General features: G+C 60.7%; 23 protein-coding genes and 4 pseudogenes. 18 read left to right on the top strand and 9 right to left on the bottom strand.

Annotation, left to right across the window (positions count from 1 at the left end):
• Nucleotides 1–10: 10 nt before the first annotated feature.
• Nucleotides 11–1,440, bottom strand: a pseudogene (locus tag L0A91_RS12735) (CCA tRNA nucleotidyltransferase).
• Nucleotides 1,441–1,554: 114 nt separating this feature from the next.
• On the opposite strand from L0A91_RS12735, the gene L0A91_RS12730 reads away from it, so the two are divergent.
• The 11 genes and pseudogenes from L0A91_RS12730 to trxA all read left to right on the top strand — a co-directional run bounded on the left by L0A91_RS12730 (nt 1,555) and on the right by trxA (nt 11,349).
• Entirely contained in the window at nt 1,555–2,037 is a 483-nt protein-coding gene (locus tag L0A91_RS12730; protein WP_220122239.1) for an NUDIX hydrolase, read from the top strand.
• A gap of 97 nt (nt 2,038–2,134) precedes the next feature.
• Nucleotides 2,135–2,752: a DUF6049 family protein gene (locus L0A91_RS12725; RefSeq protein WP_235244767.1), complete on the top strand. Its 618-nt coding sequence runs from the start codon at nt 2,135–2,137 to the stop codon at nt 2,750–2,752.
• Nucleotides 2,749–3,537 (top strand): hypothetical protein, encoded by a 789-nt coding sequence (locus L0A91_RS12720; RefSeq protein ID WP_235244766.1) that lies wholly within the window; start codon nt 2,749–2,751, stop codon nt 3,535–3,537. Before L0A91_RS12725 ends, L0A91_RS12720 begins: the two co-directional genes overlap by 4 nt.
• Nucleotides 3,538–3,575: 38 nt before the next feature.
• The gene (locus tag L0A91_RS12715; protein WP_235244764.1) at nt 3,576–4,424 is read left to right on the top strand and encodes a DUF6049 family protein; all 849 of its coding nucleotides are present in this window, start codon (nt 3,576–3,578) and stop codon (nt 4,422–4,424) included.
• Nucleotides 4,421–4,723 (top strand): lipid II flippase MurJ, encoded by a 303-nt coding sequence (locus L0A91_RS17660; protein WP_260115222.1) that lies wholly within the window; start codon nt 4,421–4,423, stop codon nt 4,721–4,723. Before L0A91_RS12715 ends, L0A91_RS17660 begins: the two co-directional genes overlap by 4 nt.
• Nucleotides 4,720–5,040, top strand: a complete 321-nt coding sequence (locus L0A91_RS17655) for a lipid II flippase MurJ (protein WP_260115221.1) — start codon at nt 4,720–4,722, stop codon at nt 5,038–5,040. Before L0A91_RS17660 ends, L0A91_RS17655 begins: the two co-directional genes overlap by 4 nt.
• Nucleotides 5,037–8,371: pseudogene (locus L0A91_RS12700) on the top strand (lipid II flippase MurJ). The gene L0A91_RS17655 and the pseudogene L0A91_RS12700 overlap by 4 nt, the downstream one beginning before the upstream one ends.
• Nucleotides 8,372–8,379: 8 nt before the next feature.
• Nucleotides 8,380–8,913 carry an RNA polymerase sigma factor SigM gene (gene sigM / locus L0A91_RS12695; RefSeq protein ID WP_397333877.1) on the top strand — a complete coding sequence of 178 codons (534 nt, stop codon included), beginning with the start codon at nt 8,380–8,382 and terminating at the stop codon, nt 8,911–8,913.
• A 111-nt stretch (nt 8,914–9,024) separates the two neighbouring features.
• The gene (locus tag L0A91_RS12690; RefSeq protein WP_235244760.1) at nt 9,025–9,846 is read left to right on the top strand and encodes a hypothetical protein; all 822 of its coding nucleotides are present in this window, start codon (nt 9,025–9,027) and stop codon (nt 9,844–9,846) included.
• Nucleotides 9,847–9,985: 139 nt separating this feature from the next.
• Entirely contained in the window at nt 9,986–10,990 is a 1,005-nt protein-coding gene (gene trxB / locus L0A91_RS12685; protein ID WP_235244759.1) for a thioredoxin-disulfide reductase, read from the top strand.
• A gap of 35 nt (nt 10,991–11,025) precedes the next feature.
• Complete coding sequence (trxA, locus tag L0A91_RS12680) at nt 11,026–11,349, top strand: thioredoxin (RefSeq protein ID WP_235244758.1); 324 nt, start codon at nt 11,026–11,028, stop codon at nt 11,347–11,349.
• 1,079 nt (nt 11,350–12,428) lie between these two features.
• Here trxA and L0A91_RS12675 read toward each other — a convergent pair.
• From L0A91_RS12675 to rpmH, 8 genes are all read right to left on the bottom strand, one after another.
• Nucleotides 12,429–13,610, bottom strand: a complete 1,182-nt coding sequence (locus tag L0A91_RS12675) for a ParB/RepB/Spo0J family partition protein (protein WP_235244757.1) — start codon at nt 13,608–13,610, stop codon at nt 12,429–12,431.
• A complete protein-coding gene (locus L0A91_RS12670) occupies nt 13,603–14,517 on the bottom strand; it encodes a ParA family protein (RefSeq protein ID WP_235244756.1) in 915 nt (304 codons plus the stop codon). The genes L0A91_RS12675 and L0A91_RS12670 overlap by 8 nt, the downstream gene beginning before the upstream one ends.
• A gap of 292 nt (nt 14,518–14,809) precedes the next feature.
• A complete protein-coding gene (locus tag L0A91_RS19145; protein ID WP_311197825.1) occupies nt 14,810–15,010 on the bottom strand; it encodes a hypothetical protein in 201 nt (66 codons plus the stop codon).
• Nucleotides 15,007–15,498 carry a 16S rRNA (guanine(527)-N(7))-methyltransferase RsmG gene (rsmG, locus tag L0A91_RS12665; RefSeq protein ID WP_311197824.1) on the bottom strand — a complete coding sequence of 164 codons (492 nt, stop codon included), beginning with the start codon at nt 15,496–15,498 and terminating at the stop codon, nt 15,007–15,009. The genes L0A91_RS19145 and rsmG overlap by 4 nt, the downstream gene beginning before the upstream one ends.
• Nucleotides 15,499–15,549: 51 nt before the next feature.
• Nucleotides 15,550–16,119: a R3H domain-containing nucleic acid-binding protein gene (locus tag L0A91_RS12660; protein WP_235244754.1), complete on the bottom strand. Its 570-nt coding sequence runs from the start codon at nt 16,117–16,119 to the stop codon at nt 15,550–15,552.
• 80 nt (nt 16,120–16,199) lie between these two features.
• Nucleotides 16,200–17,459: a membrane protein insertase YidC gene (gene yidC / locus L0A91_RS12655; RefSeq protein ID WP_311197823.1), complete on the bottom strand. Its 1,260-nt coding sequence runs from the start codon at nt 17,457–17,459 to the stop codon at nt 16,200–16,202.
• Nucleotides 17,456–17,824, bottom strand: a complete 369-nt coding sequence (gene rnpA / locus L0A91_RS12645; protein WP_260115220.1) for a ribonuclease P protein component — start codon at nt 17,822–17,824, stop codon at nt 17,456–17,458. Before rnpA ends, yidC begins: the two co-directional genes overlap by 4 nt.
• Nucleotides 17,825–17,852: 28 nt before the next feature.
• Nucleotides 17,853–17,990: a 50S ribosomal protein L34 gene (gene rpmH / locus L0A91_RS12640; RefSeq protein ID WP_220122227.1), complete on the bottom strand. Its 138-nt coding sequence runs from the start codon at nt 17,988–17,990 to the stop codon at nt 17,853–17,855.
• A gap of 490 nt (nt 17,991–18,480) precedes the next feature.
• Here rpmH and dnaA point away from each other — a divergent pair.
• The 7 genes and pseudogenes from dnaA (at nt 18,481) to gyrB (ending at nt 26,904) form a co-directional block, all read left to right on the top strand.
• Nucleotides 18,481–19,972 (top strand): annotated as a pseudogene (gene dnaA, locus L0A91_RS12635) (chromosomal replication initiator protein DnaA).
• A 542-nt stretch (nt 19,973–20,514) separates the two neighbouring features.
• Nucleotides 20,515–21,648: a DNA polymerase III subunit beta gene (gene dnaN / locus L0A91_RS12630; protein WP_235244752.1), complete on the top strand. Its 1,134-nt coding sequence runs from the start codon at nt 20,515–20,517 to the stop codon at nt 21,646–21,648.
• A 53-nt stretch (nt 21,649–21,701) separates the two neighbouring features.
• On the top strand, nt 21,702–22,595 hold the full coding sequence (gnd, locus tag L0A91_RS12625) for a phosphogluconate dehydrogenase (NAD(+)-dependent, decarboxylating) (protein ID WP_235244751.1): 894 nt from the start codon (nt 21,702–21,704) through the stop codon (nt 22,593–22,595).
• Nucleotides 22,596–22,825: 230 nt separating this feature from the next.
• Nucleotides 22,826–23,182: an AAA family ATPase gene (locus L0A91_RS19140; RefSeq protein WP_311197822.1), complete on the top strand. Its 357-nt coding sequence runs from the start codon at nt 22,826–22,828 to the stop codon at nt 23,180–23,182.
• An 87-nt stretch (nt 23,183–23,269) separates the two neighbouring features.
• Complete coding sequence (locus tag L0A91_RS19135) at nt 23,270–24,061, top strand: hypothetical protein (protein WP_311197821.1); 792 nt, start codon at nt 23,270–23,272, stop codon at nt 24,059–24,061.
• A gap of 208 nt (nt 24,062–24,269) precedes the next feature.
• Nucleotides 24,270–24,608 carry a DUF721 domain-containing protein gene (locus L0A91_RS12615; RefSeq protein WP_235244750.1) on the top strand — a complete coding sequence of 113 codons (339 nt, stop codon included), beginning with the start codon at nt 24,270–24,272 and terminating at the stop codon, nt 24,606–24,608.
• A 207-nt stretch (nt 24,609–24,815) separates the two neighbouring features.
• A pseudogene (gyrB, locus tag L0A91_RS12610) lies at nt 24,816–26,904 on the top strand (DNA topoisomerase (ATP-hydrolyzing) subunit B).
• The last annotated feature ends 67 nt before the right edge of the window (nt 26,905–26,971 follow it).

Genomic DNA, 26,971 nt, shown 5'->3' with positions numbered 1-26,971 from the left:
AGGTCGCTGGTCAACCCGTCAAGTTCTCCGGCTGCTCAGCCCACCACCGACGAAGTTCGGCCTCCGCCACATCGCGACCCGTCGGCCCCTGGTCTAGCCGCATCGCCAAAAGGTGCTTGTAGGCACGCCCCAACACTGGCCCCGGCGAGATACCCAAGATCTCAGCTATCTCATTGCCGTTTAGCTCAGGACGGATCGCCTTGAACTCTTCCAGCTCGCGAAGTTGATTGATCCGCTGCTCAAGGTCGTCATAGGTCGCCGCCAACATGGTGGCCTTGCGCCGGTTGCGAGTGGTGCAGTCTGATCGAGTTAGCTTGTGCAGCCGCCCCAGGAGCGGCCCAGCGTCGGTGATGTAGCGCCGCACAGCCGAGTCGGTCCAGGCCCCCGAGCCATACCCGTGAAAGCGCAAGTGCAATTCCACGAGTCGCGACACCGAAGCGATGGTTTCTTTGTCATAACGCAGGGCACGTAGCCGCTTGCGGACCAATTGGCGCCGACGACTTCGTGGTGGTGGAAACTCACTCCGCCACCGGACTCAAACCGGCGAGTGGCTGGCTTGCCGATGTCGTGCAACAACGCTGCCAACCGCAACGTCAGGTCTGGGCCTACGACGACGTCTTCACCTGTCGCTCCGGGCTCATCTTCCAGATCAATGGCCTGCTCCAACACGATCAAGGAGTGGTCATAGACGTCCTTGTGCCGGTGGTGCTCGTCGACCTCTAACTTCAAGGCGGGCAACTCAGGCAGCACGTGCTCGGCCAGGCCGGTGTCGACCAAGACCTCCAAACCTGCTCGCGGGTGGGCACCCAGCAGCAGTTTGTTGATCTCATCGCGCACTCGTTCAGCCGAGACGATGCCGATCCGGTCGGCCATTTGCGTCATCGCTCCGGCGACATCCGGAGCCACTCGCACGTCCAATTGAGAAACAAACCGAGCCGCCCGCATCATTCGCAACGGATCATCGGAGAAGGAGATCTCAGGAGCGTGCGGCGTCACCAGGAGTTCGTGCGCCAGGTCGTCGAGGCCCCCGTGCGGGTCAACAAACTCCAACTGCGGCAAGCGCAGAGCCATCGCATTCATCGTGAAGTCGCGGCGCACCAAGTCTTCGGTGAGCTTGTCACCAAACGCCACGATGGGCTTACGGGAGTCTTCCTCGTAGGCATCGGCGCGGTAGGTCGTGATCTCAAGCGTGTGCTCGCCGCGGCGGGCTCCGATGGTGCCAAATTCACGGCCGACATCCCAGGTGGTGTCCGCCCAACCTGCCAACGTTGACTCGATCTCCTCCGGAGGCGCGGAGCAGGTGAAATCCAGATCGGGTGAGGTGCGACCCAAGAACGCATCGCGGACGGGGCCACCCACCAGCGCCAGTTCGTGCCCAGCGTCAGCAAAGAGTTGGCCAACCTCAACCAGCAATGGCGTCACCGGTTGAAGGTGACGCACGGCCTGGGCTAGGAGTTCGGGAGCGGGTTCAGACTTTGACACAAGAGACCAGACTACGCGCCGCTAGCGACACCAACTCAGCAATTACTCGGTTGGGCTGGCTAGAGTGACCCCATGACCACCCTGCCGCGACCCACGCGCCCTGAGCGAAGGTTGCCCGCAGTGCGCGAAACCTCTGCTGGTGGCGTGGTTGTCGACGTGCACGAGGGCCGCGCTCGGATCGCGATCATTGCCCGCCGCAACCGCAGTGGCCGCGTCGAGTGGTGCCTGCCCAAGGGCCACGTTGAGGCTGGCGAGACCCTGGTGCAGACGGCTGAGCGCGAGGTTGCTGAGGAGACCGGCATCAAGGGCCGCGTCTTGATTGACCTGGGGATAGTTGAGTATTGGTTCTCCACCCCGAGCCACCGCATACACAAAATGGTCTATCACTACCTTCTTGAGCGCACCGGCGGACGACTCACCATCGAAGAAGACCCTGATCACGAGGCCATCGATGCTGCCTGGGCTCCGTTAGATGAAGTGCATCGCACCCTGACCTTCCCCAACGAGCGACGTATCGCCCGCGTGGCGTGGCAGCGGCTCGCCGGCACCGCCTAACGCCAGGCGCCCTTTCCGTGCCTTCACTTCATCGCACCCCTTCCGCTGGGTGGCCTTGCCGCTCGCCGCGTTTGCCCTCTCTACTCTCGGTCTCGAGGTGAGCCCCGCCGCCGCGCTGCCCACCCAACCGGAGGACCCGCGAGCGCTGGCCATCACCCTGGATGCCGTGACCCCCGCGGTCGCTCAACCGGGCGAGTCCATCACGGTCACGGGAGCGGTGCGCAACGTCGGCACCGACGTCGTGATGCTGGATTCGGTTGATGTCAGCATGGCCAACGTCGGGCTGGACACGGTCGAGCGCATCGAAGAATGGTCGGTGGGCGCAGAGGCGATCTCTACACCCATCACCCTCGGGACCGATAACACCAACGCTGAGCTGGCACCGGGCAACTCCTTGGACCTGTCGATCACCATCGACCCTGATCAAATCAACCCCGGCTTTAACTTTGGCACTTTGCCCTTGCGGATCAGCGCGTCCAATCAATCCGGCGCCACCAGCGGTCAGATGCGCACCGTCCTGCCTTGGTATGACGCTGAGCCCGCCGACGAGCCGGTCCAGGTCTCTTGGGTGGTCCCGTTGACGGTGCCAGCCGAGCCCGAGCTGCTCAGCGGGGACGTTGACACCAGGACGCAGGCGTGGCTGGACACGTTGGCCGACGACGGGCCGACGCGTTCGTGGGTGTCCGCGCTGTCCGACGAAGACGCCACCTTTTGATTGACCCAGCGTTGTTGCTGCCGTTGGCGCCGGTGGGTTCGTTGGATGCACCGGCTGAACAACTGCCGATGCCACTGCCCACCGATGTCATTACTCTGGGCCCCGAGCCAAGCAGCGACGCCGGATCTGGCGACGATGCGAGCGCATCAACCGAGGGTGGCAACAGTGATGAGGCAGCCGAGACTTTGGTCCCTGGCCCGACCCTGCCAACCCCCGAGCCACCCGCGGTTGAGCCCACCCCCGGAGATGGCCTCAATGCACTCAACATCACTGAGCTACAGCGCGCTGAGCTGGAGTTTTATCAAGAGTTAGCGGACGTCGGCTCCGACCGGCTGTGGTTCTTGCCAACCGCTGATCCGGATGTTGCTGCTTTGCTTGACCTCGACGCCGACGCTGACTTGGTCGATCACCTGCTCACCGAGCGACGCGCGTCCGGCTCCAGAGTAGGCAGCGACATCATCGATGCCGGCCGCCACGACATTGCCTTCCCGCAGTGGTCCCAGGTAGCCACGGAGGATCTTGCTGATCTCTCCGCTATCTGGCCAACGGCCCAGACGCCCAGCGTTTTGGTGCCCTCCGAAGCGGTCGCTAACTCCAAAGACGCCGGTGTGAGCACAGTCGCCGTTGATGGCGAGCCGACGAAACTCTTGGCTTACGACACCGCCGTGGCTGGCCTGCTGAGCCAGGACATGACCGCGGACACTGATGGAGATGCCATCCAGCAGACGCTCGCTCAGACGATGGCCCGCTATCAGCGATCCCCGGGCGCCGAGCACTCCTGGTGATCACCCCACCGCGGGGCAGCGAAGTCTCCGGCGCCACCATGACCTCCTTGAGTGAGGCCTTTGTCGAGGCTGGCTGGGTGAGCACCGTCGACGCGGAGTCGTTGATGGTTGATGCTCCGGCCAGCGAGTTGACCGGAGAGCCACTGTCCCCGCAGTCACCCGGCGACGTCACGGCATACCCCATGCCGCAGGCTAGTCCGTTGAGCGCCGAAGGCATCGAGCAGATCGAGACGCTGCGCGATCAAAGCGCCGACGTCGCCGAGGTATTGCCGGCGACCTCTAGCGCCTCCCGTTGGGGGCCAGTGCTCGACAGCCTGTATTCGACACGATGGCGGCAAGACAGCAGCCAGTGGATGGCACCGCTCTCGGATGTCGAAAGCCAGGTTGATGAGGTGCTGACCGGTGTCTCGATCACACCCACGACAGTGAACTTCCTCGCCGATGAAGGCCAGATCCAAGTCACCATCACCAACGACTTGCCTGTGGACCTGCAGAACCTCAACCTCACGCTCAACCCAGGGAACGGACGACTGCGGATCCTGGAAGAACCGACCGAGCCGCTGTCGATTGGCGCCAACAGTCGAGCCAGCGTCCACTTCCGCGCCGAAGCCATTGCTGGCGGACAGGTCCCGATCAACGCATTCTTGAGCACACCGCGCGGCACCGTGCTGGGCAGCGAAGAGACGATCTCGGTGCGGGTGCAGCCGACTGGCGACTGGATCTATTGGGTGCTCGGCATCCTCGGTGGCGGCATCCTCATCTTGGGTCTGGCTCGACTTGGCAGGCGCCCGAAGCGCTTTGATGACTCCGATCAAGGGGACACATCCGCGGCTAAGGCACTAGATTCGCCTGAGGCCCCGACCGATCAACCCAAGGATTCTGCGTGACGCAGGCCAACGAACAGCCCTCAACAGCCGGCAACAGCACCGCCGCGTTGGGGCGTGCCAGTGCCTTGATGGCCTCTGGCACCCTCGTTTCGCGCATCTTGGGGCTGGTCCGGACAGCCATGCTGGCTGGCATCTTGGGTGCCACTGGGTTGCTGATTGATGCCTGGACGACGGCCAACACGCTGCCCAACACGATCTACATCTTGCTGGCTGGCGGCATTCTCAACACCGTCTTTGTCCCACAGATCACCCGGTCCCTCGCCCGCGAAGACAAGGGCGAGATCTCACCGATCGATTGATCACGCTGACGCTGGCTGCCCTCCTGGGTGTCACCATCATCGTGACCGCTGGGGCCTATTGGGTCACCAAGCTGTATGCCCTGAGGTGGGACGGCGACCAATTAGCTCTAGCCGTCGCCTTTGCCTATCTTTGCCTGCCTCAAGTCTTCTTCTATGGCCTGTATTCGGTGCTCGGCCAGGTGCTGAACGCTCAGGAGAAGTTTGGCTGGTTTATGTGGGCACCCGTGATCAACAACGTGGTGTCGATTGCTGGCCTGGGCATTTTTATCGCCAAGTTTGGCGAAGGGCTTACGGCTGGAGAGTGGACCGGGAGATGACCTGGTGGCTGGCTGGCACCGCAACACTGGGTGTCGTGTGCCAGGCACTGGTGCTCATCCCGCCAGTCGTCATGAGTGGCTTCCGCTATCGCCCGCGCTGGGGTTTCCGTGGGGTTGGCTTGGGTGCGGCCTCAAATATGGCGCTATGGACCCTGGCCATCATTGGCATCTCGCAATTGGGTCTGCTGGCCTCCACCAACTTGATGAACGCCGTCGCCAGCAGCGCGCAACAAGATGGCATGCCCGTGCCAGGTCGCGGTGCCTACGACTTCGCGTTCTTGATGTTCATCCTGCCGCACTCGTTGGTCGCGACATCGCTGCTCACCGCGATGTTCCCAGCGCTCTCCGCGCGGCCGCAGCCGATGACAAGGCGTCGCTAGCTCGGCAGTACGCACACGGCCTGAGGCTGCTCGCCACCGCGATGGTGCCAATCTCTGTGGCACTCGTCGTCTTGGCGCCGCAATTGAGCAGTCTGCTGCTGCTGTTTAGCGACCTGCGCGACACCCGAGCCGTCGGCGACATTTTGCGAGTCCTCGTCATTGGCCTGGTGCCCTACAGCATTTATCTGCTCTCACAGCGCATCTTCCATGCTTATCAGGAGGGCAAACCGCCCTTCATGTTGCAGATCATGATCACTAGCGTGATGTCCGTGATGCTGGGCGTCGCGCTGCTGCTGCCGCCGCAGTTCACCGCCGTCATGGTTGGTCTTGGCCAATCGCTGGGGCAGACCGTGGCCGCGATCTTCGCCGTCATCTGGGTGCGCCGTCGGATGGACGATCCACCGTTGCCGGGCGTGCGCAGCACCTACGTCGGTGCTGTCTCAGCGTCGTTGATCGCCGTCGTTCCGCTGCTTCTCTTCACTATCTTTGGCATGCGTCTGCTCGATGATGTGATGCCGCCCAAGTTTGCCAACCTGGTGATCCTGGCCATCGGTGGCACCCTCTTCATGCTCTTGTATGGCGTGCTGGCCCACCGCCTCGGGGTGCGCGAGCTATCCGAGGTGCTTGGGCCGTTCCTGCGGCGGCTGCCCGGCGGACGCAAGGTGAAGATGCCGGCGGCCGGGAGCGGACGGCATACCCCTGATGCTGCTGTCGAACAAGAGCTCATCGAGGCCGAAGACGACTCACCAGCAGGCGAGCCAGAGCACAACGACGACACCATCAACTTGCCCAGGCCCGTCTTAGACGGGCCCGGCGCGCGACCCAGTTCGCGCCTCAGCGACCGACCGACACCAGGCTCAGACACCGAAACCGGCGCCAAGGATGACGGTGTTGACCCGGACGGCGAAGACTTTGACGGCGAAGACTTTGACGGCGAACCCGAGTTTGGTGGGGAGTACGGGATCGTCAATCCGACTGGCGGAATCGCCAGTTACGGCGGCGCGGGCCAAGATGTGCCCTTTGTGCCCGCCACGCCGGACTCGGATACCGGCACTGTCCCACTAGTGTGGAGGCCGAAAGAGGTTTCCACACGCCTACGAGAGGAGTCACGGGTGCACGGCATCGACACAGGCACGGTTCTAGGGGAACGCTACGTCCTGGAGGACCTGCTCGCGCAACGTGACGACTCGCTCCACTACTGGTCGGCCAACGATCAGACGTTGGACCGGTTGGTCGCTATTACCGTCTTGCCCGCCACCGGTGAGTTCGAAGAGATGGCGCAGTCGGTGTTGGACGGTGCTCGTCGCACCGCAGCCGTCGATGATCCTCGACTCGTGCGCGTGCTTGATGTCGGCATCGAAAACGACATTTGCTACATCGTTGAAGAGGGCCTGACCGACGCTGCCGCGCTGTCGACCCTCGTTGCCGAAGCACCGCTGCCCCCTGAAGAGGCCCGACGCGTCGTCGGTGAAGCCGCCTCCGCGCTGGAGTCCGCACGCCGTCGCGGCCTGCATCACCTGTACTTGAACCCCTACGCCGTGCTGCGCACCGGAGACGGCAGCATCAAGGTCTCGGGTGTCGGCGTTGCTGCTGCGATTGAACAGGCCGAGGATGTCTCAGCTATTGAGGCCTCTCAGACCGACACCAATGACTTGATCGCTTTGCTCTACACCGGGCTCACTGGTCAGTGGCCAGGTGAAGAGATTGAAGGGTTGACCCCGGCTGAGCCACTTGCTGACAACTCGCTGCGCAGCCCGTCGGAGATCGCTGGCGGCATCCCGGGAGACCTGGATGCTCTGTGTCGAGCCGCCTTCGGCTCCGAGGTGCGAGCGGAGCAACTGCCCAAGACGCCCGGCGCGTTGGCTCACCAAATCGGCCCGTGGCCCTCCGACGTTGTGGCTGGGGTAGGCGAAGCCCTCCCACCGCAAGGCTGGGGAGCCGTGCCAGCTGGCGACGAAGACTCAGAAGACCACACCATCGTGGTGGCGCCAGTGTCGATGGAAGACGCTCAGGCGGCCAAAGCCGCCGAGCACGAGACTGAGTCATCGTCCGCTGACGAGTCTGGATCTGATGGCGACGGCAACCATCGCGCTATGGCTGGTGGAGCGGTTGCTGGAACTGCAGGGTCCGCCGGTGTTGGCGCCGTGGCCGCCAGCGATAGCGCCGCTGCACAGTCGGCCGATTCAGTCGATGCCTCGTCTGCCGACCAGAACGGCGACTATGACTCCGCTGGTGGCGCGGTCGACGACTCGGAGGACTATGACGGCAACGATGTCACCGGCCTGAGTGCGTTGGGTAGTGAAGAGCCCACCGATGACCGCAAGAAGTCGGGATTGGTTCTTGCACTTATTGCAGCGATCCTGATCGTCGTGATGATCGTCGTGTTTGGCCTCATCCGCGGCCTGATCGCTGGCTCCGATGATGAGCCTTCCGACAACGCCACTGACACGGCTGCTGCGAGCGCCGAGCCTGACGAGGAGCCCGCGGAGGAGACGACTGCTGCCGAAACTGACGCCGAGCCGGAGCCGATCGACATTGTCGGCGTTACGTCATACGACCCTGAGGGTGACAACGACGAGCGCAACGACATTGTCGATCTCGCCGTCGACGGTGACACCACGACGGCTTGGAACAGCCACACCTACTTGGCTGCCGACTGGGGCAACCTGAAGAGTGGTGTTGGCCTGGCCATTGACCTGGGCGAGAGTCAAGACGTCTCCTCGGTCAACATTGACTTCCCCGAGGGCGACTACGGCATTGAGGTCTACGTGACCGATGAGGTCAACCGTGAAGACGGGACTTTGATCGGCATCCTGGACGATGCTTCCGGCGACACAACGGTTGAGGCCGATGAGCCAGTGAGTGGCCAGTACGTCTTGATCTGGTTCGACCGTGCTTGGGCCGGTCCTAGCGGTGAGATCGTCTACGTGTCTGAGGTCACTGTGCAGTGATGTCGTCCATGGTCTCGTTGACGGGAGCCTCCGACGCGGAGCTGATGCGCCTCCATCAGGATGGGCATGAGGAAGCGTTCGGAGAGCTCTTTCGACGGCACAAGGACCGTATGTGGGCTGTGGCGTTGAGGACTGCGCGCGACCCCGAGATCGCTGCGGACGCTGTGCAGGATGGCTTTATCAACGCTTTTCGTCGCGCTGATTCCTTCCGAGGAGACTCCCCGGCAACGACCTGGCTGCACCGGATCGTGGTCAATGCTTGTCTTGACCGGCTTCGTAAGATCAAGCCGACCTCAAACCTGGACGACCACGAACCCGTGGAGACGCGCGATTATCACCAAAGCGTTGAGGTTCGGATGGACATCCGAGCGGCTCTTGATCGGCTGCCCGAAGGCCAACGCCTGGCGCTGATCTTGGTTGATATGCAGGGCCTCAGCGTGGCCGAGGCCGCGATTGCGTTAGACGTGGCACAAGGGACGATCAAGTCTCGTTGCGCTCGTGGACGTTCCGCGATCGCCCAAGATCTTGGACTTTCACCATGATGGAACCACTCAGCGTCGGCACTCGTCGTACTCGCGTGAGGTGTTCTGCTCTGGTGTCCCCAAGCACCACCTCTTTGACCTTGCACCTCGGCCTCAAGAAAGGATCCGGTCTTGAATCCCTCGACAGGCGGCGACGGCTCTGAGCCGGATCCCACTGGTGTTCGCGACCTCCTGCGCGCACTGCCCGATCCGGGGGCTATGCCTGCAGGCCTTGAGGCGCGCATCGACGCTGCCCTTCGCGCCGAGCAGGCTCAGCGTTCGCGCCAGGTCCCCGTCGCGCCACCGGCAAACTTAGAGTGCATGGCACCGGTCGCAGACCTTGCTGAGCACCGCAGGCGCCGTGTGCACCCACTCCTGGTAGCCGCCGCTAGCGTGGCCGCCTTTGCCGGTATTGGTGGCCTCGTGGTCAGCCAGGTCCTGGGCAGCAACTATGACGTCACTGCGCTGTATGGCAACTCAGCTGCTGAAGACTCTGGCCCCCAGGTGGTGCCGAACGCCAGCGACGAGGGCAACTTCGCCGACAACGACGCTGCAGGCGGCGATGCCGCTGCAGAGGGTGCCGAGAGCGCGGCACCCGCCCTTGACCCAGAGGCCAACAACGGGCTGGGGACCATTCAGTATGCTGACTCGAGCGTCACTATCGAGGAAGACACCTTTGCCGAGGATGTCAGTGCCATGTTGCCAGTGGCTGACTACTTTGTCCTCAGCCCTCGCAACTACCCGACCCAGACGGATCGCTTGGGCTGCATTGACGCGACCGGAGAAGAATTGGCCTCGGGCGAGTGGTCGTTGGTCTACACCACCTTTGATGCCAATGCAGCCGTCGTTGTTGTCCGCGATCAAGGCGAAGGCGTTTCGCAGGCTTGGGCCATCTCGAGCAATGCCTCCAAGGCGAGACCAACCCTGAAATCTTCGTTGACCGCACTGCGCTAAACGACTTGTGAAAGCAAGCCTGGCCCGCACCTGAGATAACCTCGTTCTGGTTGTCTGCCTGAGCCTCGGGAACATGCACGTGGTGCTCATGGTTGATACCACTGCAATACTTTTCGCGCCCTCAGGAGAGACCCAGAACATGACTGCCATCAGTGGCATCTCGCTCGACACCGCTGCTACCAGCAGCCCCGAGCAGGTTGACAACGACAAGGTCCACGAAGTCATCATCATCGGCTCTGGCCCCTCCGGCTACACCGCTGCGGTGTATGCGGCGCGAGCAAACCTTGAGCCTCTTGTGTTTGAGGGCGCTGTGACCGCTGGTGGCGCCTTGATGAACACCACCGACGTCGAGAACTTCCCCGGTTTTGCGGACGGCATCATGGGCCCGGACCTGATGCTCGCCATGCGTGCTCAGGCCGAGCGCTTCGGTGCCAAGTTGGAGCGCGAAGACGTCACTTCAGTTGAGCTGGAGGGCGACATCAAGCGTGTGACGGACGCCGAGGGCGTCACCCACCTGGCTCGCTCTGTCATCTTGTCAATGGGTTCGGCATACCGCGATCTTGGATTGCCCAATGAGCAGCGTCTGTCCGGGCACGGAGTGTCCTGGTGCGCCACCTGCGACGGTGCCTTCTTCCGCGACAAGGACATCGCGGTTGTCGGTGGCGGTGACTCCGCAATGGAGGAAGCCACCTTCTTGACGCGTTTTGCTCGCTCAGCAACCATCTTGGTGCGTCGCGACGAGCTGCGCGCCTGCAAGATCATGGCCGAGCGTGCGATGAATGACCCAAAGATCAACATTGCCTGGAACACGGACGTCGCTGAGATCCACGGCGAAGACAAGCTGACTTCACTGACGGTGCGTGACACCCGCGATGACTCCACCCGCGAGCTGGAGGTCAGTGGCCTCTTCATCGCTGTCGGCCACAACCCGCGCAACGAGTTGATCCAGGGTCAGATCGATCTCGACGATGAAGGCTACGTCTTGGTTGATGGCCGGAGCACCGCGACCAACATCCCCGGTGTCTTTGCCGCTGGCGACCTCGTGGACCACACTTACCGCCAGGCAATCACCGCTGCCGGCACTGGCTGCTCGGCCGCTCTTGACGCAGAGCGCTACCTCGCCGCACTTGACGCTAACTCATAATATTTAGTTACAACACGAACCCTACTGGAGGTATCATGGCAACAACGCAGACGGACGACGCAACCTTTGACCAAGATGTGCTGAAGAGCGACATTCCCGTGCTGGTGGACTTCTGGGCACCGTGGTGTGGCCCGTGCAAGGCCATCGCACCGGTCCTCGAAGAGATTTCCGAGCAGCTCGATGGCAAGTTAAAGATCGTTAAGCTCAACACTGACGAAAACCCGCAGATCACGCAGCGTTATGGCATCACGGGCATCCCGACGATGAATGTCTACGTGAAGGGTGAACTGGTCAAGAACATGGTGGGCGCAATGTCGAAGCAGAAGATCCTGCGCGACCTCGAGACCGTGGTCGGCTGAGCCAGACTCCAACTCCATCCTGAAACGCTGCGGCTGACGCAGCGCACGCGATGGCCCGGACATCAACTGATGGCCGGGCCATCGCTATGTTCTGGAGTCAACACCACCAAGCGACGCCACTCAGCCCTGGGCTACCGAGCCCCTGCCGACTATGCTCGCCACTGCGCCCACCCAAATTGAACCCGATGACTCACACAGCATCAGCCATGACGCCTGCCATATCCCACAGGTCTGCGGAAGTTGCGCGGCGAATGCTGGATCGATCTGTGGCCGGTTGGGCCCTGTCAAGGTTTAAGACCATGTATGGCCGGGTTTCCATTCGTCTACGATATCGACCGCTGACACAGTCACCTAGTGCGTGGTGCCCTGCGATGCCCATCTGGGGCAACTGTCAGAGTTCCACGTGAAACAACGCACTTCTTTGAGAGAAATGCGTTTGATAAGTAGGACGTCACAAACACGCCCTACGTAGTACCTCGTTTCACATGAAACAAACCCCGTAGCAAACTCAACGCCAAGTAGCGTTTCTGACAACTCCTCGCGCCCGAGACCAGATTCTAAACGTGCTCCCGCAAGTGCCCAACGCGCAGGATCTGGTTACGCGCCTTGGTCTTTGAGTTTTCGCAGTCGCCGATGCAGACGCCCCCAACTCCACAGATGTCGAACTGTTTCTGCACCCAATTCGGGCACAGTAGGTAAGCCACGATCAGACAGGCGTCTATCAGTCTGTGGCTGGCTTAGATCTGGCGCCTCGGCCACGACAGAATCGGCCTCGACTCTGCGCGCACTCGAAAAGGGGTGCTGTTCGATCTCTACCAAGATTCTTGCTATTTCTAAATCAACCCTCTGGCTAGACCGTCTCTTCCTCGTGCTGTCCCTCCCCATCCTGGTTCTGTGCCACATCTGACGGGCAAGGGCAGACCTAGGTTCCCTTGTATCGCAACCACACGAGTCCCAGTTACACACGGCACATTCGTTTCACATGAAACATTCAAAGTACAAGTAAGGGGCCTAACAGGCAATCCAGTTAGGCCCCTTACATACGCACGCAACCCATCAGTGGGCGCGTTTCACGTGAATCAGTGGCCTGTCTTTTCTGCCGCGAGAAGCGCGAGAATACGGTCCAGATCATCCTGACCTGCGAATTCTACCGTCAACTTACCCTTGCGCTGACCCATAGCAATCTGAACTCGCGTGTCTAAGCGGTCGGACAACGAACGGGATATCTGCTCAAAACGCGGGTCTGCGACCGAGCGGGACCGACGGCGACCCGCCGCTGGCTGTGCATCTTCACCAAGGATGACAATCTCTTCGACGGCGCGAACCGACAGCCCCTCGGCCACAATCCGTTGCGCTAACCGCTCCATCGAAGCGCCGTCGCTCAAGCCAAGAAGCGCTCGAGCGTGCCCGGCGCTCAACACACCCGACGCAACGCGTCGTTGCACCAGGGCAGGCAATTTCATTAAGCGGAGAGTGTTTGAGATCTGCGGACGCGACCGTCCGATTCGCTTGGCCAACTCCTCATGCGTGCAGCCAAAGTCTTCTAGCAACTGTTGGTAGGCAGCAGCCTCTTCAAGTGGGTTGAGTTGGCTCCGGTGTAGGTTCTCCAACAATGCATCTCGAAGCATGTCGTCATCAGAGGTGTCTCTGATAATCGCTGGGATAGTGGCTAGACCAGCCGCTTTGCTTGCCCTGAGGCGACGTTCACCCATGATGAGCTCAAAACCGGCGCCGTCACCGAGGCCTTGTCGCACCACGATTGGCTGCAACACACCAATCTCTTGGACGCTGTGCGTTAACTCTGCTAAATCGTCGTCGTCAAAGACTTGTCGTGGCTGACGCGCATTCGCGACAATCTCACTGATTGGCAGCTCAGCGAAGGTCGCACCCGGCACTGGCGCTAGACCCGCACCGAACTCAGCGGCGTCCGCTCCCTCAAATGAAGTAGTCTGGTCAGCCGCAACGACCTCATTAGCCCCGACAGGGGCCATGCTCTCTGCATCACGGTGACCTATGCTCTCCGCAGCCCCGTCATTTTCACTGTTTCCCGTGAAACCTTCGTCGAAGCCTGGCGTTGAGCCCGCTGTGGAGCTGCCAGTGCTCTCCGCGGCTGACCTGTTTCCCGTGAAACGGTCTTCTGGGTGCTCGATCGGCGTGCTTCCCCGTGGAAAGAAGACATCCGTGGGGCGGTCATTAGTGCTCGGAGTCGGTGGGATGAGCGCTCCTAGCCCCTTACCTAGTCCACGTCTACGCTCAGCCATGTTGTCCCTCTCCAGTCTCTTCGCCGGCGGATGGACCTGAGGCCTTCACCGCCGTCATCTCTAGTGCAGCCTCACGGTATGACAGCGCACCGGTGCTAGCCGGGTCGTAGGTCATGACGGTTTCCCCGAAACTCGGTGCCTCGCTGATTCGCACCGATCGTGGGATGAGCGTCTTCAGAACTTCGTTGGGGAAATGCTGCCGTACTTCTTCAGCCACCTGTGCCGACAGGCGTGTCCGCGCGTCATACATTGTGAGCAGAATCGTCGAGACCCGCAGGTCAGGGTTCAGGTGCTCGCGAATCAGGGTGATGTTATTCATTAACTGGCTTACGCCTTCAAGTGCGTAATACTCAGTTTGAATGGGGATCAAAACTTCTTGTGCCGACACAAAGGCATTGACCGTCAGCAGCCCCAAGCTCGGTGGACAGTCGATGAAGACAAAATCGATCCGGTCATCGCCCGTGCGCTGGGCAAGGAACTTCTCCAGAGCTTTGCGCAGACGCGCCTCACGCGCGACAAGCGGCACGAGCTCAATCTCAGCACCCGCGAGATCAATCGTTGCTGGAGCACACCAAAGGCGCTCCACCGTTGATGCTGGTTGCACGACGTCCGCCAAAGGCACACTGTCAATGAGGACGTCATAGATCCCAGGGACACCTGAGTGGTGCGGAACACCCAGGGCTGTGCTCGCATTGCCTTGTGGGTCAATGTCGATGACGAGCACGTTCATCCCCAAGAGTGACAGTGCTGCAGCAAGATTAACGGTGCTGGTCGTCTTGCCGACGCCGCCCTTTTGATTGGCCACCGTGAATACTCGTGTGGCTTCGGGTCGGTGCGCTGTGGCCGCCTCAGCTGCCCGACGCCGACGCGCTTCGTCCGCAACTTGTCTCGCTAGTGGTGTAGCCATTGGATCCTTTGCAGCGGGCGATGTTTCGCGTGAAACATTGGTGTCCTTATTCTCTACCACTGGCTGCGGAGCACTCACCATGGGTGGAGTGTGGACGGCTCAACTGTCTCAGCCTCAGCTTCAGTGCTGTGGTCAGCCTGTTTGTCGTTTGGGCTTGGCCAACCAAGCCCTTCTCTAACCACGAAGGAATCACCACGCTCGAGCCCGGAGCCTTGAGGCCATCCCAGCCCCGTGGCAACAGACTGAGGTGAAGAATCTGTAGAGTTCATTGACTTCATTATCGACCATGAAGTCAACGATCGCGACGAGGCCTGCCCGACTTCTTGCCCTTGGTTTGAGCCACACCGCGAGTTACTTCAATGATCCTCGAGGGTGGGTCCACCAAACCCTCGCCAACCGAGATGACGTTGGCGTTCAGTCCACCCATCCGGGTCAATCGAGCCGAGCACTCCGCCAACTCTTCACCAGCAGACTGGCCCTTGAGCGCAATCAACTTGCCCCCTCAGGCAAGAGTGGCGCCGCCCATCCATACAGCTTGTCCAGTCGAGCAACTGCACGTGCGGTGACGTAGGGGACTTGCACCCGGCCGGCAAACTCCTCGGCCCGCCCTCGCCACACTCGCACGTGAGAGAGACCCAACTCCTTTACCGCGACCTCAAGCCAGTTGGTCCGACGTTGAAGCGGCTCAATGAGCGTGACTTGCAGGTCGGGTCGAGCGATGGCCAACACTAACCCCGGCAACCCGGCGCCGCTGCCGATATCTATCACTTTGCTCAGGTGAGGGAGCAACGACTCCATAACGGCGCAGTTAACGATATGCCGATCCCACAATTTCGCCGTCTCGCGTGGGCCGATCAACCCATGCTCGATACCCGTCGTCGCTAGCAACTCCGCGTAGGCGATGGCGATCGGCAGGCGGTCGCCGAACACTTCTGACGCAGACCTCGAGGGTGCGGGCGCAATAGACCCCTCATGTTTCACGTTAAACACCCTCCAACGGATCGAACATATCGAACATATGTCCTAAATAAATCAGGCTGGCAACACGACGACGAACCGCTTGGGCTCTTCGCCCTCCGACTCGGACGACAGCCCCGAGCGCAACACCTCGTCGTGCACGACCTTGCGCTCAAACGCGGACATCGGCTTGAGCTCTGCACGCTCACCATTAGCCTTCACGGCCTCAACCGTCTTCTTTGCCAGGTCAATCAGCTCGAGTTTGCGTGCAGCACGATGGCCGGCCACGTCCAGCATCAATCGCGTGCGGTCACCCGTCTCCGCTTGCACAGCCAACCGGGTCAACTCTTGCAGTGCCTCAAGCACCTGGCCGTTGCTTCCCACCAGTTGCTGAGGAGCTTCTCCATCCTCGGAGTCAACCAACGACACAGCAGCACGGTCGCCATCCACATCAACCTCGAGGTCGCCATCCAGATCCGCGATGTCTAGCAGCGTCTCTAGGAAATCCGCAGCGATCTCACCCTCGCGCTCAAGTGCTTCCTTGCGCGAGGTTGCCTTCGACTTGGACTGATCGGCAGCGTTCGTCTGCTGGCCATCTGTGTCAGCCTGGGAAACGTCATTGTCGGTGGTGCTCTCGGTGCTCATCTTGTCTGCTCCTGCTTGAGACTCTCAAAGGGTCTCGTGATCGTTGGTGGCTCGGAAGCCATGGATTGCAATGAGGGGAACTAGCGACCTTTGGGTCGGTTGTTCTTTCGTTTGGCCCGCTTCTTGGAGGTGGGCTGAGTCCGTTGACCGCCGGTTGGCTCAGGGTCCACGACATCCTTGGCGTCTGGCTCAATGGTCAACGTGCTCGACGGGGCGGGCTTGCCCTTTGCCTTGCGGCGTTCAGCAAGTGCCTGCTCGGCAGGAGAGCCGGGGGCGGGCATAGATCGGATCACATAGAACTGCTGGCCCATCGTCCACAGGTTGGTGGTCGTCCAGTAGATCAAGACACCAATGGGGAAGTTCACACCAAAGACGCCGAACATCACCGGAAGCACATAGATCAAGATCTGCTGCTGACGCGCCATCGGGCTATCCAACGCAGCCGCCGACATGTTCTTGCGCATCAACTGGTGGCTAGTGATGAACTGCGTGACCGACATCGCGACGATCAGGACGGCGGCAATGATCTTGGCCGAGCCGTTGCTGTCATAGAGGAAGGTGTCCGACAGTTGCGCCCCCAGCACCGTCGAGTTCTCCATCTGAAGCGCGAGCTCTTGGGTGAAGAGGCCACGTCCAGTGCGCTCACCTGCAGCAAGTTCATCGGCATAGTTCAACACCCGGAAAAGACCGAAGAAGAACGGCATCTGCACTAAGAGTGGCAAACACGAACTGAAGGGGTTGGTGCCGTGCTGCTTATAGAGAGCGAACGACTCCTCAGTCATCGCCTTACGAGACTCTTCGTCTTTCTTGCCCTTGTACTTCTTCTGGATCTTCATTAACTCGGGCTGCAGCTCCTGCATCCGTCGCTGCGACCGAATCTGGCGCACAAAGAGCGGGATCAGCAAGATTCGCATCGTGATCACCAAGCCCACGATGGAGAGGACCCACGTCCAACCAGAGGTCGGCGCCATACCGAGCGAGGTCAGCAGCATCTCGAAGCCAACCATGATGTTGGCCACGAACCATTCAAAGGGGAAAAGCAGGGTATCGAAGAAGCCCATGGAGTCCTCAGTCTCGGGGTGAGCTTGGCTCACCCTGGTGGTCATACGTTCTTCCTTGGCCGGGACATGGTCCACGCCCCCATGACTCCACGGGTGGCAGCGACCCAGTCGTCGCACGGTAAGCCAAGTGCCACGAATCGGTCCGTGGATCCGCAGTGCATCCACGCCATACGCCGAACATGACGGATAAAACTTGCAGGTCGGGCCGAGCAGCGGCGAAATCGCCCACTGGTAAACCCTGATCAGCCAGATCAGTGGCAGCGAGAGCACGCGACTCATTCGCCAGCCACCTTGTCTAAGCAACGATCCAACTCGGTCGATAAGTGCCCAAAGTCGGCGGACGCCGCATCTGGTTGGGCACGAACAACGATCCCGGCGCCAGCCGGCAGCGACTCCATCCGCGAAGCCATCAAGGCCCTCAACTGTCGCGTCACCCGGTGGCGAACCACCGAATTTCCGACAGCCTTAGACACCACAAAACCCACGCGTGGTGAACGCGTGGGTTCGGATGACTCCGTGGCCTCAAAGTCGCGACGATGCACGACAACGAGTGGACCGCCAGCACGGCGACTTACTCCTCGGCCGCCTCGCAGCACAGCAGAAAACTCGCCGGAGCGAGTTATTCGCTGATACCTAGGTAGCACCTGTGAGCTTCGCCGAGACCTAGCGAGCTCAGGCGGAGATGTTCGCGCGGCCCTTGCGACGGCGACCGGCGAGGATCGAACGACCCGCACGGGTGCTCATACGCAGGCGGAAGCCGTGGACCTTGGCCCGACGACGGTTGTTCGGCTGAAAGGTGCGCTTGCTCATAACTGCTCCATATACCGTGACGATCACATCAGGACCGCCACTGACCAGAGGGTTGGTGGTTTCGGTTGGCGCTAAATCAGCCGCCATCGTTCGCCCACGAGGCAACTCAGACGTACTGAGCGGATTCACGGGCAGGCGAAAACGGCCGAGTCAACGGCTGTCTAAAGGTACGGGAGTGGCTAAGGCAGGGTCAAACTCACCCAAGCCACCGATCATCAGTGAGATCAACCTCACTACTCTGAGGCACGGCTGGGTTCAGGGCTAGCGTGACACGCCGATTCAGTGCAAGATAGAGAGCCTGTTCGGCCTGATTGCACTTGCCGCGAGTAGTTTGGCTTGTTAGCGTCAAGCCCCGGTCATGTCCTTCCACGTGTTATACACAGGTTGTGGATGAACTTGTGGACTAAGCATTCCGGTTCACTGACCATCAGGACCGGGGGACGCCTCTCGCGGACAGTGGGTGCGGTCAATTGCGGAGGAGAAACAGTCAATGCCCGATGATTCGATCGATTATGACGTGATCTGGGCCAAGGTCGTTGAACATCTTGACTCCTCCGGAATCCGCCCCCGTGAACGCGGCTTCCTGCGTCTGACCCGACTGGTCGGTCTGATCGAAAACACGGCCTTGCTTGCTGTGCCCTATCAGCACACGAAAGACTCCCTTGAGTCGACGCTTGAGTTGCCGGTTTCTCGCGCACTCTCCCAACACCTCGACCGAGATGTTCGGCTCGCCATCACCGTTCAAGAAGATCTGCGCCAAGAAGTCGAAGGCGACTATCCCTCTTCTGCAGCCGAGGGCGAGCAGCCCACGCCGACCTCATCCCAGGTCAACGAGGACGCTTCAGCAGCGGAGATGCCAGTGTCGGTCGGTGACTATGACGACAAACCGGATCGTCCGCGTGAACACCGAACCACCTCAGGTGCGGTTGTTGCCACAACGACTGATGGCGACTCTCGGCTAAACCCCAGGTACACCTTCGACACGTTCGTGTCTGGCTCGTCAAACAGATTTGCCCACGCAGCATCACTCGCGGTGGCAGAAGCCCCGGCCCGCGCATACAACCCGCTGTTTATCTACGGCGAATCAGGACTGGGCAAGACCCACCTGCTGCACGCCATCGGGCACTACGCACGCAATCTCTACCCTGAGACTCGAGTGCGCTACGTGAACTCCGAAGAATTCACCAACGACTTCATCAACAGCATTCGTGACGACAAGGCTGGCGCCTTTCAGCGCCGTTATCGCAACGTCGACTTCTTGTTGATTGATGACATCCAGTTCTTGCAGGGCAAAGAACAGACAGTGGAGGAGTTCTTCCACACCTTCAACACCCTGCACAACAGCGAAAAACAGGTCGTGATCACGTCCGACCAGCCGCCGAAAAAGCTGTCGGGGTTCGCCGAGCGGTTGCGTAGCCGATTTGAGTGGGGCTTGTTAACTGACGTTCAGCCCCTGACTTGAGACTCGCATTGCCATCTTGCAAAAGAAGGCTGCACAAGAGCGGATGACGACCCCGCCGGACGTCCTCGAGCTCATCGGCACCAAGATCACCACGAACATTCGTGAACTTGAAGGTGCGCTGATTCGAGTCACGGCCTTCGCTTCCCTGAGTGGCAAGCCCGCGGATCGTGAACTGGCTGCGCATGTCCTGAAAGACATCATCCCGAACGCCGAGGCCGGCCGCATCACTGCGGCAACGATCATGGATGAGGTCGCTGCCTACTTCCGGATCAGCATTGATGATCTGCAGGGCACGTCACGGTCACGAACCCTGGTCAATGCGCGCCAGATCGCGATGTACCTCTGCAGAGAGCTCACGGACCTGTCTTTACCCAAGATCGGGCAGGCCTTCGGCGGTCGCGATCACACCACAGTGATGCACGCTGAGCGCAAGATCCGCACTCTCATCGGCGAGCGCCGCGCTCTCTTTGACCAAATCACTGAGCTGACAGGAATCATCCGCAAATCTGCGGCCCATTAGTCCTGCAACGGTTTTCCCATCCTTTATCCCCAGCTTGTGGATAAAGCTGTGGGTAATGACGTGAATTCACTTTCATATGTCTTGTGCAGTCCTGACCTGCGATGATATCGAGCTGCCAATGGCCTTTTTGGTCTCTGCGCCGATAATCGACGGCTCGATGCTACGTCCACAGGCCCTGTGGACAAGTTGCGGATAACCCACACAGACATGGGGAGCGGTCAGTGCTAGCCGACCGTGGTCATGTGGACGGTCTTTGCGGATCCACAGCACCTCTCTGCTATCCACGGCGCTCATCCACTGGATACCCACACCGCACCACGCGAGTCCACCTGGGCAGATACCGAGATATCCACACCATGCACACCCCCTATGACGATGACTAACTCTTACCTAGATGAGATCCCGTCCCACGTCCCTGGGGACAAATGCCAAAAAATGAGCAGGGTCGCTAGGGTTGGCCCACCCCGTTGGGGCGACTAATGTCATTCTCCGAAGTGCTTGCCCACTGGCAGGCACCCAAACGACGAAAAGGCTGACCTCACGTGAAGTTCCGTGTTGAGCGCGAAGTACTTGCCGAGGCCGTGACTTGGGTTGTCCGCGGCCTCTCCAACCGCCCCCCAGTGCCGGTCCTGGCAGGCGTGCTGATGAAGGCAGACCCCGAGGGGACGCTCACCCTCTCTGCGTTCGACTACGAGATCTCAGCGACTGTCACAGTCGAGGCTGACGTCTCTGAAAGCGGCGAAGTGCTGGTCCTAGGCAAGCTCCTCGCGGACATTTCGCGCAGCCTGCCCGCCAAGCCGGTCGACGTCAGCACCGAAGGGTCCAAGGTTCAACTGCACTGCGGCTCGAGCCGCTTCTCGCTGATTCAGATGCCGGTGGCGGATTACCCCACCCTGCCCACAGCCGCCGATGCCAGCGGTTCGATTGCCGGAGACACGTTCACTCAGGCGGTCCAGCAGGTCGCCATTGCCGCAGACCGCGGCGACACTCTGCCCATCCTGACTGGCGTTCGCGTCGAGATCGATGGCGAAAAAATCGTGCTGCTAGCGACTGACCGCTATCGACTGGCTATGCGTGAGCTGACCTGGACCCCAGACGCCACAGATATTTCACACGTGGCTTTGATCCCGGCCCGCACGCTTTCGGAGACAGCAAAGGCGTTGGGCAGTTCTGGCTCTATCGGCATCTCGCTGGGCGACTCCAGCCGATCTGATGGTCTGATCGGCTTCGAGGCGGGCTCACGCCGCTCAACGACCCGATTGCTGGATGGCGAATACCCCAAGGTCACGTCAATCTTCCCCAGCAGCTCGGACTCGATTGCCGTGGTGCCGACCGCGACCCTGATCGAAGCGGTGAAGCGTGTGTCTCTGGTGGCAGAACGCAACACCCCGATTCGACTCAGCTTTACCGACGGTCAGGTATCGATTGAGGCTGGCACCGGTGACGACGCGCAAGGCAGCGAAGCACTGGAAGCAACCTTGAGTGGCCCTGAGCTGGAAATCGCCTTCAACCCCTCCTTTTTGCTGGAAGGTCTTGGCGCACTAGGGACTAGTTACACCCGCCTGGCCTTTACACAGCCCTCCAGGCCAGCAGTATTGTCGGGGCAGAAAGAAATTGACGGTGACTCAGATGAGTCGTATCGCTACGTCTTGATGCCAGTTCGCTTCGCGGGCTGACCTAAGAACCACTGACAGAACCCGAACGTCTCACACAACGAAGGAACTGCCTCATGCAACTTGGACTTATTGGACTCGGCAAGATGGGCGGCAACATGCGCGAGCGTCTGCGCGGCGCTGGCCACGAAGTCATCGGTTATGACCTCGATGAGAACGTGCGCGACGTTGACAGCATGGAAGCCATGGTCCAGGGCCTGCAGGCGCCTCGCACCGTGTGGGTCATGGTGCCGCACGGCGAGCCGACCCGTTCCACGGTCGTGACCCTGTCGGAATTGCTTGACGAGGGCGACATCGTTATCGACGGCGGCAACTCCAAGTACACCGATGACGCCATCAACGACGCTGTGTTGGAGTCCAAGGGCATCGGCTACGTCGACTGTGGTGTTTCCGGTGGCATCTGGGGCCGGGAGAACGGCTACGGCCTGATGTGCGGCGGCCGCAATGAGCACGTCGAAAAGGTCATGCCGATCTTTGACGCACTTCGCCCCGAAGGCCCCCGCGAGGAGGGCTTCGTCCACGCGGGCGACATCGGTGCTGGTCACTACGCCAAGATGGTCCACAACGGCATCGAGTATGGCTTGATGCACGCCTACGCCGAAGGTTTCGAACTGCTCGAAGCCAAGGACATCGTCAAGGACGTTCGCGGCTGCTTCCAGGCGTGGAGCCGCGGCACCGTCGTGCGTTCCTGGCTGCTAGACCTGCTGGTCAACGCACTGGGTGAGAACCCGAGCCTCGAGGGTGTCAGCGAATACACCACCGACTCCGGTGAAGGCCGTTGGACCGTCGAAGAGGCCATCGAGAACGCCGTGCCGATGCCGGTCATCTCGGCAGCGCTGTTTGCTCGCTTTGCATCACGTCAGACCAACTCCCCCGCAATGCAGGCTGTTGCCGCCTTGCGCGGCGAGTTCGGTGGGCACCACGTCCGCATGATTGGCGACGAAGAGTGATCTGGTAGCGCGTTAGACTGCGGCCGGCCAAACCTCACGGGGTTTGGCTGGCCGCAGTGTTTTGTCCCCACGGGACGGGCCATTGCGTGGGTATGCCTACCCGCCGCAGCCTGGACCGTCGGTGAACTGAGCTGCGACGTCACAACCGTTGACAGGGTCCTGCTGGGCCGCCCAGGCTCTGATGCAGCCCATGGGCTAGTGGGTTGGGCGGGATCTGGCACGCTAGGCAGGTGCATGTCCGCGACCTCACCCTGACGAACTTCCGGAGTTATCCGGGCGCTTCGTTGACCCTGAGCCCAGGAGTGACGACGCTGCTGGGCCGAAATGGGCAAGGCAAGACCAACATCATCGAGGCGATTGGCTACGTCGCGACCCTAGGTAGTCACCGGGTCGCTTCCGACCAGCCGATGGTGCGGTTTGGGGAAGACTCGGCGATCGTGCGCTCCACCGTCATTCGAGACGGTCGAGAATCGCTGGTCGAGCTCGAGATCATCCCAGGCAAAGCCAACCGAGCGCGGCTCAACCGTTCCCCCGCTGGTCGGCAACGCGATGTGCTGGGGACCCTGCGTACCGTCCTTTGCCCCTGAGGACTTAGCCCTGATCAAAGGTGATCCCGGTGAGCGGCGCCGCTTCTGGATGACCTGCTCGTTGCGCGTCAGCCGCGATGGTCGGGAGTGCGATCCGACTACGACAAGACGGTCAAGCAGCGCACCGCGTTGTTGCGCTCGGCCGCACACTTGTGGCGAGAGCGTCGATCGAGCAAGAAGCGCACCCCAGATCTGCCCGCAGGGATGACGTTAGAGCAGGCCAGAGACTCGGCACTGTCGACTTTGAGTGTCTATGACGATCAACTGGCGGCCATCGGTGCCTCGCTGACCTATGCCCGGCTTCGGCTGATCCGTGACTTGCTCCCCTACTTGAGTGAGGCATACCGCTCCATTAGTGATGCCGATACGCCAGCGTTAGCTCACTACAAATCGTCCCTGCATGAGGAACTAGCAGCGGCCCTGGCCAATGGTGAAGTCCCCGAGATCGAAGAACTCAGGGCTGGGATCTTGGCCTCGATCGAGCAGGTCAGTCTGCAAGAGAAGGAACGGGGAGTCACCCTCGTCGGGCCACACCGCGATGACCTCGTGTTGGCGCTAGGGGAACTGCCCGTCAAGGGGTATGCGAGCCACGGTGAATCGTGGTCCTTTGCCTTGGCATTACGGCTGGCTGCTTTTCGACTGCTGCGGCACGACCTCGGCACCGATCCGGTGTTGATCCTGGACGATGTCTTTGCGGAGTTGGACTCTGGCCGGCGCGAACGCCTCGCCGAGATGGTGGCTGACTGCGAGCAGGTGCTGGTCACCGCTGCAGTGCCCGCCGACGTGCCGCCCGAATTGCGCGCCGGGGTCATCTTTGACGTGACAACTGGATCCGTGACTCAGCGCGATAGCGTTGAAAAGGCTGATGAGTCCGCATGAGTCGGGATGATCAGGGTCGCACTGAGACGCCGGAGCCAGACGGTGATGATCTCGACGCGGCCAGGGAAGCGTTAGCCAGAGCCAGAAAGCAAGCTCGTGAGCGAGGCTATCGACCCGGCGCAGCTGGGCGGGCACTCAAAAGGAAGCTTCGGGGCTCGGTGAGCAGCGTGGCGCCAAACATGACCCCAATGCCCGGGAACCGCAGACTATGGGCAATGAGATGCAACGCCTCTTTTCCCACCGAGGCTGGAAGGTGGATGTGCAGGTCGGATCGGTGATCGGCCGGTGGCCCAACATCGTCGGCGCGCAAGTCAGTGCCCACATTGAGCCGATCTCGTTTGAGGGGACCGTGCTGACAGTCCTGGCGGACTCCACCGCCTGGGCCACCCAGATGAAGTTGCTGCAGTCATCGATTCTGACGCGGATTGACGCCGAAGTCGGGCCTGGGATCGTCACCGAAATCATCGTCAAGGGGCCGGGCGGGCCCAGTTGGAAGAAGGGGCGTTTGCGCTCCAGCGGTCCGGGTCCCAGGGACACCTACGGCTAAGCCCTAGAAGCCACCTGGAGGGCACTTAAAACCCCTTTCGCATGGTTGATCGTCAAAATGGGGCAAATTGCCGTCAAATAGGCCATTCTGAGGCTGTGAATGGCATGTTTTACCTCGATTGACAGGTAAACTATTGGATGGTTCTGTCCCCACTGTCGAAGGAGCCACGTGGCTTCGGTTGAATCTGACGACAACAGCACGCCCGCTATGCCAGAGTTGCCGCAAGCGGAAGTAGAGTCCGGTCAAGCCGGCTCGCTCGCTAGCGCACCGGCATACGACGCAGCAGCCATTACGGTGCTGGAAGGCTTAGAAGCTGTTCGTAAGCGCCCCGGTATGTACATCGGCTCGACCGGTGAACGCGGTTTGCACCACCTTGTGGGGAGATCGTCGACAACGCGGTTGATGAGGCCTTGGCCGGTCACGCGGACAAGATCGAGATCCGCCTGCGAGCCGATAAGGGCGTCCAGGTGATTGACAATGGCCGAGGCATCCCCACCGACATCCACCCCAAGGAGCAGAAGTCTGCTGTTGAGTTGGTTTTGACCCAACTGCACGCCGGCGGCAAGTTCGGTGGCGGCGGGTATGCGGTCTCCGGTGGTCTGCACGGTGTCGGTTCCTCGGTGGTCAACGCGCTGTCTGAGCGACTCGATGTCGAGGTGCGCCAGCGCGGCCACGTTTACCGCCAGACATACCGACTGGGTGTGCCTCAGGCGCCGCTGTCTGAAGATGAGTCCATCCCGATGGATGAGACCGGCACGATGGTTGTCTTCTGGCCCTCGTCAGACATCTTCGACACCGTTGACTTCGACTTCGAGACGCTGCGTGCGCGCTTCCAGCAGATGGCCTTCCTGAATAAGGGCCTGACGTTGACGCTGATCGACGAGCGCGTGATGAGCGATGAGGTCGAGGACGAAGACGCCCTGGATGAGGAGCCGCTCGAGGGTTCCGATGAGATGGACGACAACCCGCACCCCAATGCGGGCAAGGCGACCGGCAAGACCGTGACGTATAAGTACGACAACGGCTTGCTCGACTACGTCACTCACCTCAACAAGACCAAGCGCACCGACCCTGTGCACGACGAGGTCATCGCGTTTGAGAGCGAAGACAAAGACCGCCTGATGTCGCTTGAGGTCGCGATGCAGTGGACCGGCTCCTACAGCGAATCGGTGCACACCTACGCCAACACGATCAACACCCACGAGGGCGGCACGCACGAAGAAGGCTTCCGTGCCTCGCTGACCCGTTTGGTGAATGACTTTGCTGTCACCAACAAGTTGATCCGCGAAAAGGACACCAAACTCACGGGTGAAGACATCCGCGAAGGCTTGACCGCGGTTATCTCGGTCAAGCTTGGTGAGCCGCAGTTTGAGGGCCAGACCAAGACCAAGTTGGGTAACTCCGAGGTCCGCGGCTTTGTGCAGCGCGTGATGACTGAAGAGTTCAGCCATTGGCTCGGCGCACACCCTCGTGAAGGCCGCGAAATCGTCAACAAGGCGAGCCAGGCTGCTGCGGCCCGGATGGCAGCCCGCAAGGCTCGTGAAGCAACCCGTCGTAAGGGCCTGTTGGAGTCTGGTGGTCTGCCCGGCAAGTTGCGTGACTGCCAGAGCAACGACCCAACCATCTCTGAGGTCTACATCGTTGAGGGTGACTCCGCTGGTGGTTCGGCCGTGCGTGGTCGCAACCCGTTCAACCAGGCCATCCTGCCGATTCGAGGCAAGATCCTGAACGTTGAGAAGGCTCGCCTGGACAAGATTTTGTCGAACCAGGAGGTCAAGGCCCTGATTTCTGGCTTTGGCACTGGCATTGGCGAAGACTTCGACATCACCAAGGCGCGCTATCACAAGATCGTTTTGATGGCCGATGCTGACGTCGACGGTATGCACATCCGCACCTTGCTCTTGACGCTGCTGTTCCGCTTTATGCGGCCGCTGATTGAGGCTGGGTATGTCTACCTCGCTCAGCCGCCGCTCTACCGGATCAAGTGGACGAACCACGAGCACGACTATGTGTTCTCTGACCGTGAGCGCGAAGTGGTGACTCGTGAGGGTCTGGCCAATGGGCAGCGGTTGCCCAAGGACAGCGGCCTGCAGCGCTACAAGGGTCTTGGCGAGATGGACTACAAGGAATTGTGGGAGACCACGATGGACCCTGACTCGCGGGTTCTTTGCAGGTAACCCTCGATGACGCCGCCGCGGCCGACGAAATCTTCTCGGTGCTGATGGGTGAAGACGTTGAGTCTCGACGCAACTTCATCCAGCGCAATGCCCGCGACGTTCGTTTTTTGGACATCTGAACTGCGTATTACTGAACCAAGCGAAGGAAAAGCGTGACTGACACGACTCCGATCACTGACCGTATTG

This window comes from Ornithinimicrobium sp. INDO-MA30-4, from assembly GCF_021535045.1.
In the GTDB taxonomy this organism is placed as follows: Bacteria; Actinomycetota; Actinomycetes; order Actinomycetales; family Dermatophilaceae; genus Ornithinicoccus.
Note: the sequence above shows the minus strand (reverse complement) of the source record. Positions and strands in the feature narration are given on the sequence as shown.

Bases quoted from the DNA above. Each gene is read 5' to 3' on its own strand.
- yidC (WP_311197823.1), bottom strand. From the start codon at position 17,459: ATGAGTCGCGTGCTCTCGCTGCCACTGATCTGGCTGATCAGGGTTTAC.
- L0A91_RS12715 (WP_235244764.1), top strand. From the start codon at position 3,576: ATGACCTCCTTGAGTGAGGCCTTTGTCGAGGCTGGCTGGGTGAGCACC.
- trxA (WP_235244758.1), top strand. From the start codon at position 11,026: ATGGCAACAACGCAGACGGACGACGCAACCTTTGACCAAGATGTGCTG.
- rpmH (WP_220122227.1), bottom strand. From the start codon at position 17,990: ATGAGCAAGCGCACCTTTCAGCCGAACAACCGTCGTCGGGCCAAGGTC.
- trxB (WP_235244759.1), top strand. From the start codon at position 9,986: ATGACTGCCATCAGTGGCATCTCGCTCGACACCGCTGCTACCAGCAGC.
- L0A91_RS12670 (WP_235244756.1), bottom strand. From the start codon at position 14,517: ATGGCTACACCACTAGCGAGACAAGTTGCGGACGAAGCGCGTCGGCGT.
- L0A91_RS12675 (WP_235244757.1), bottom strand. From the start codon at position 13,610: ATGGCTGAGCGTAGACGTGGACTAGGTAAGGGGCTAGGAGCGCTCATC.
- L0A91_RS12730 (WP_220122239.1), top strand. From the start codon at position 1,555: ATGACCACCCTGCCGCGACCCACGCGCCCTGAGCGAAGGTTGCCCGCA.
- sigM (WP_397333877.1), top strand. From the start codon at position 8,380: ATGGTCTCGTTGACGGGAGCCTCCGACGCGGAGCTGATGCGCCTCCAT.
- L0A91_RS12660 (WP_235244754.1), bottom strand. From the start codon at position 16,119: ATGAGCACCGAGAGCACCACCGACAATGACGTTTCCCAGGCTGACACA.
- L0A91_RS12615 (WP_235244750.1), top strand. From the start codon at position 24,270: ATGGGCAATGAGATGCAACGCCTCTTTTCCCACCGAGGCTGGAAGGTG.
- gnd (WP_235244751.1), top strand. From the start codon at position 21,702: ATGCAACTTGGACTTATTGGACTCGGCAAGATGGGCGGCAACATGCGC.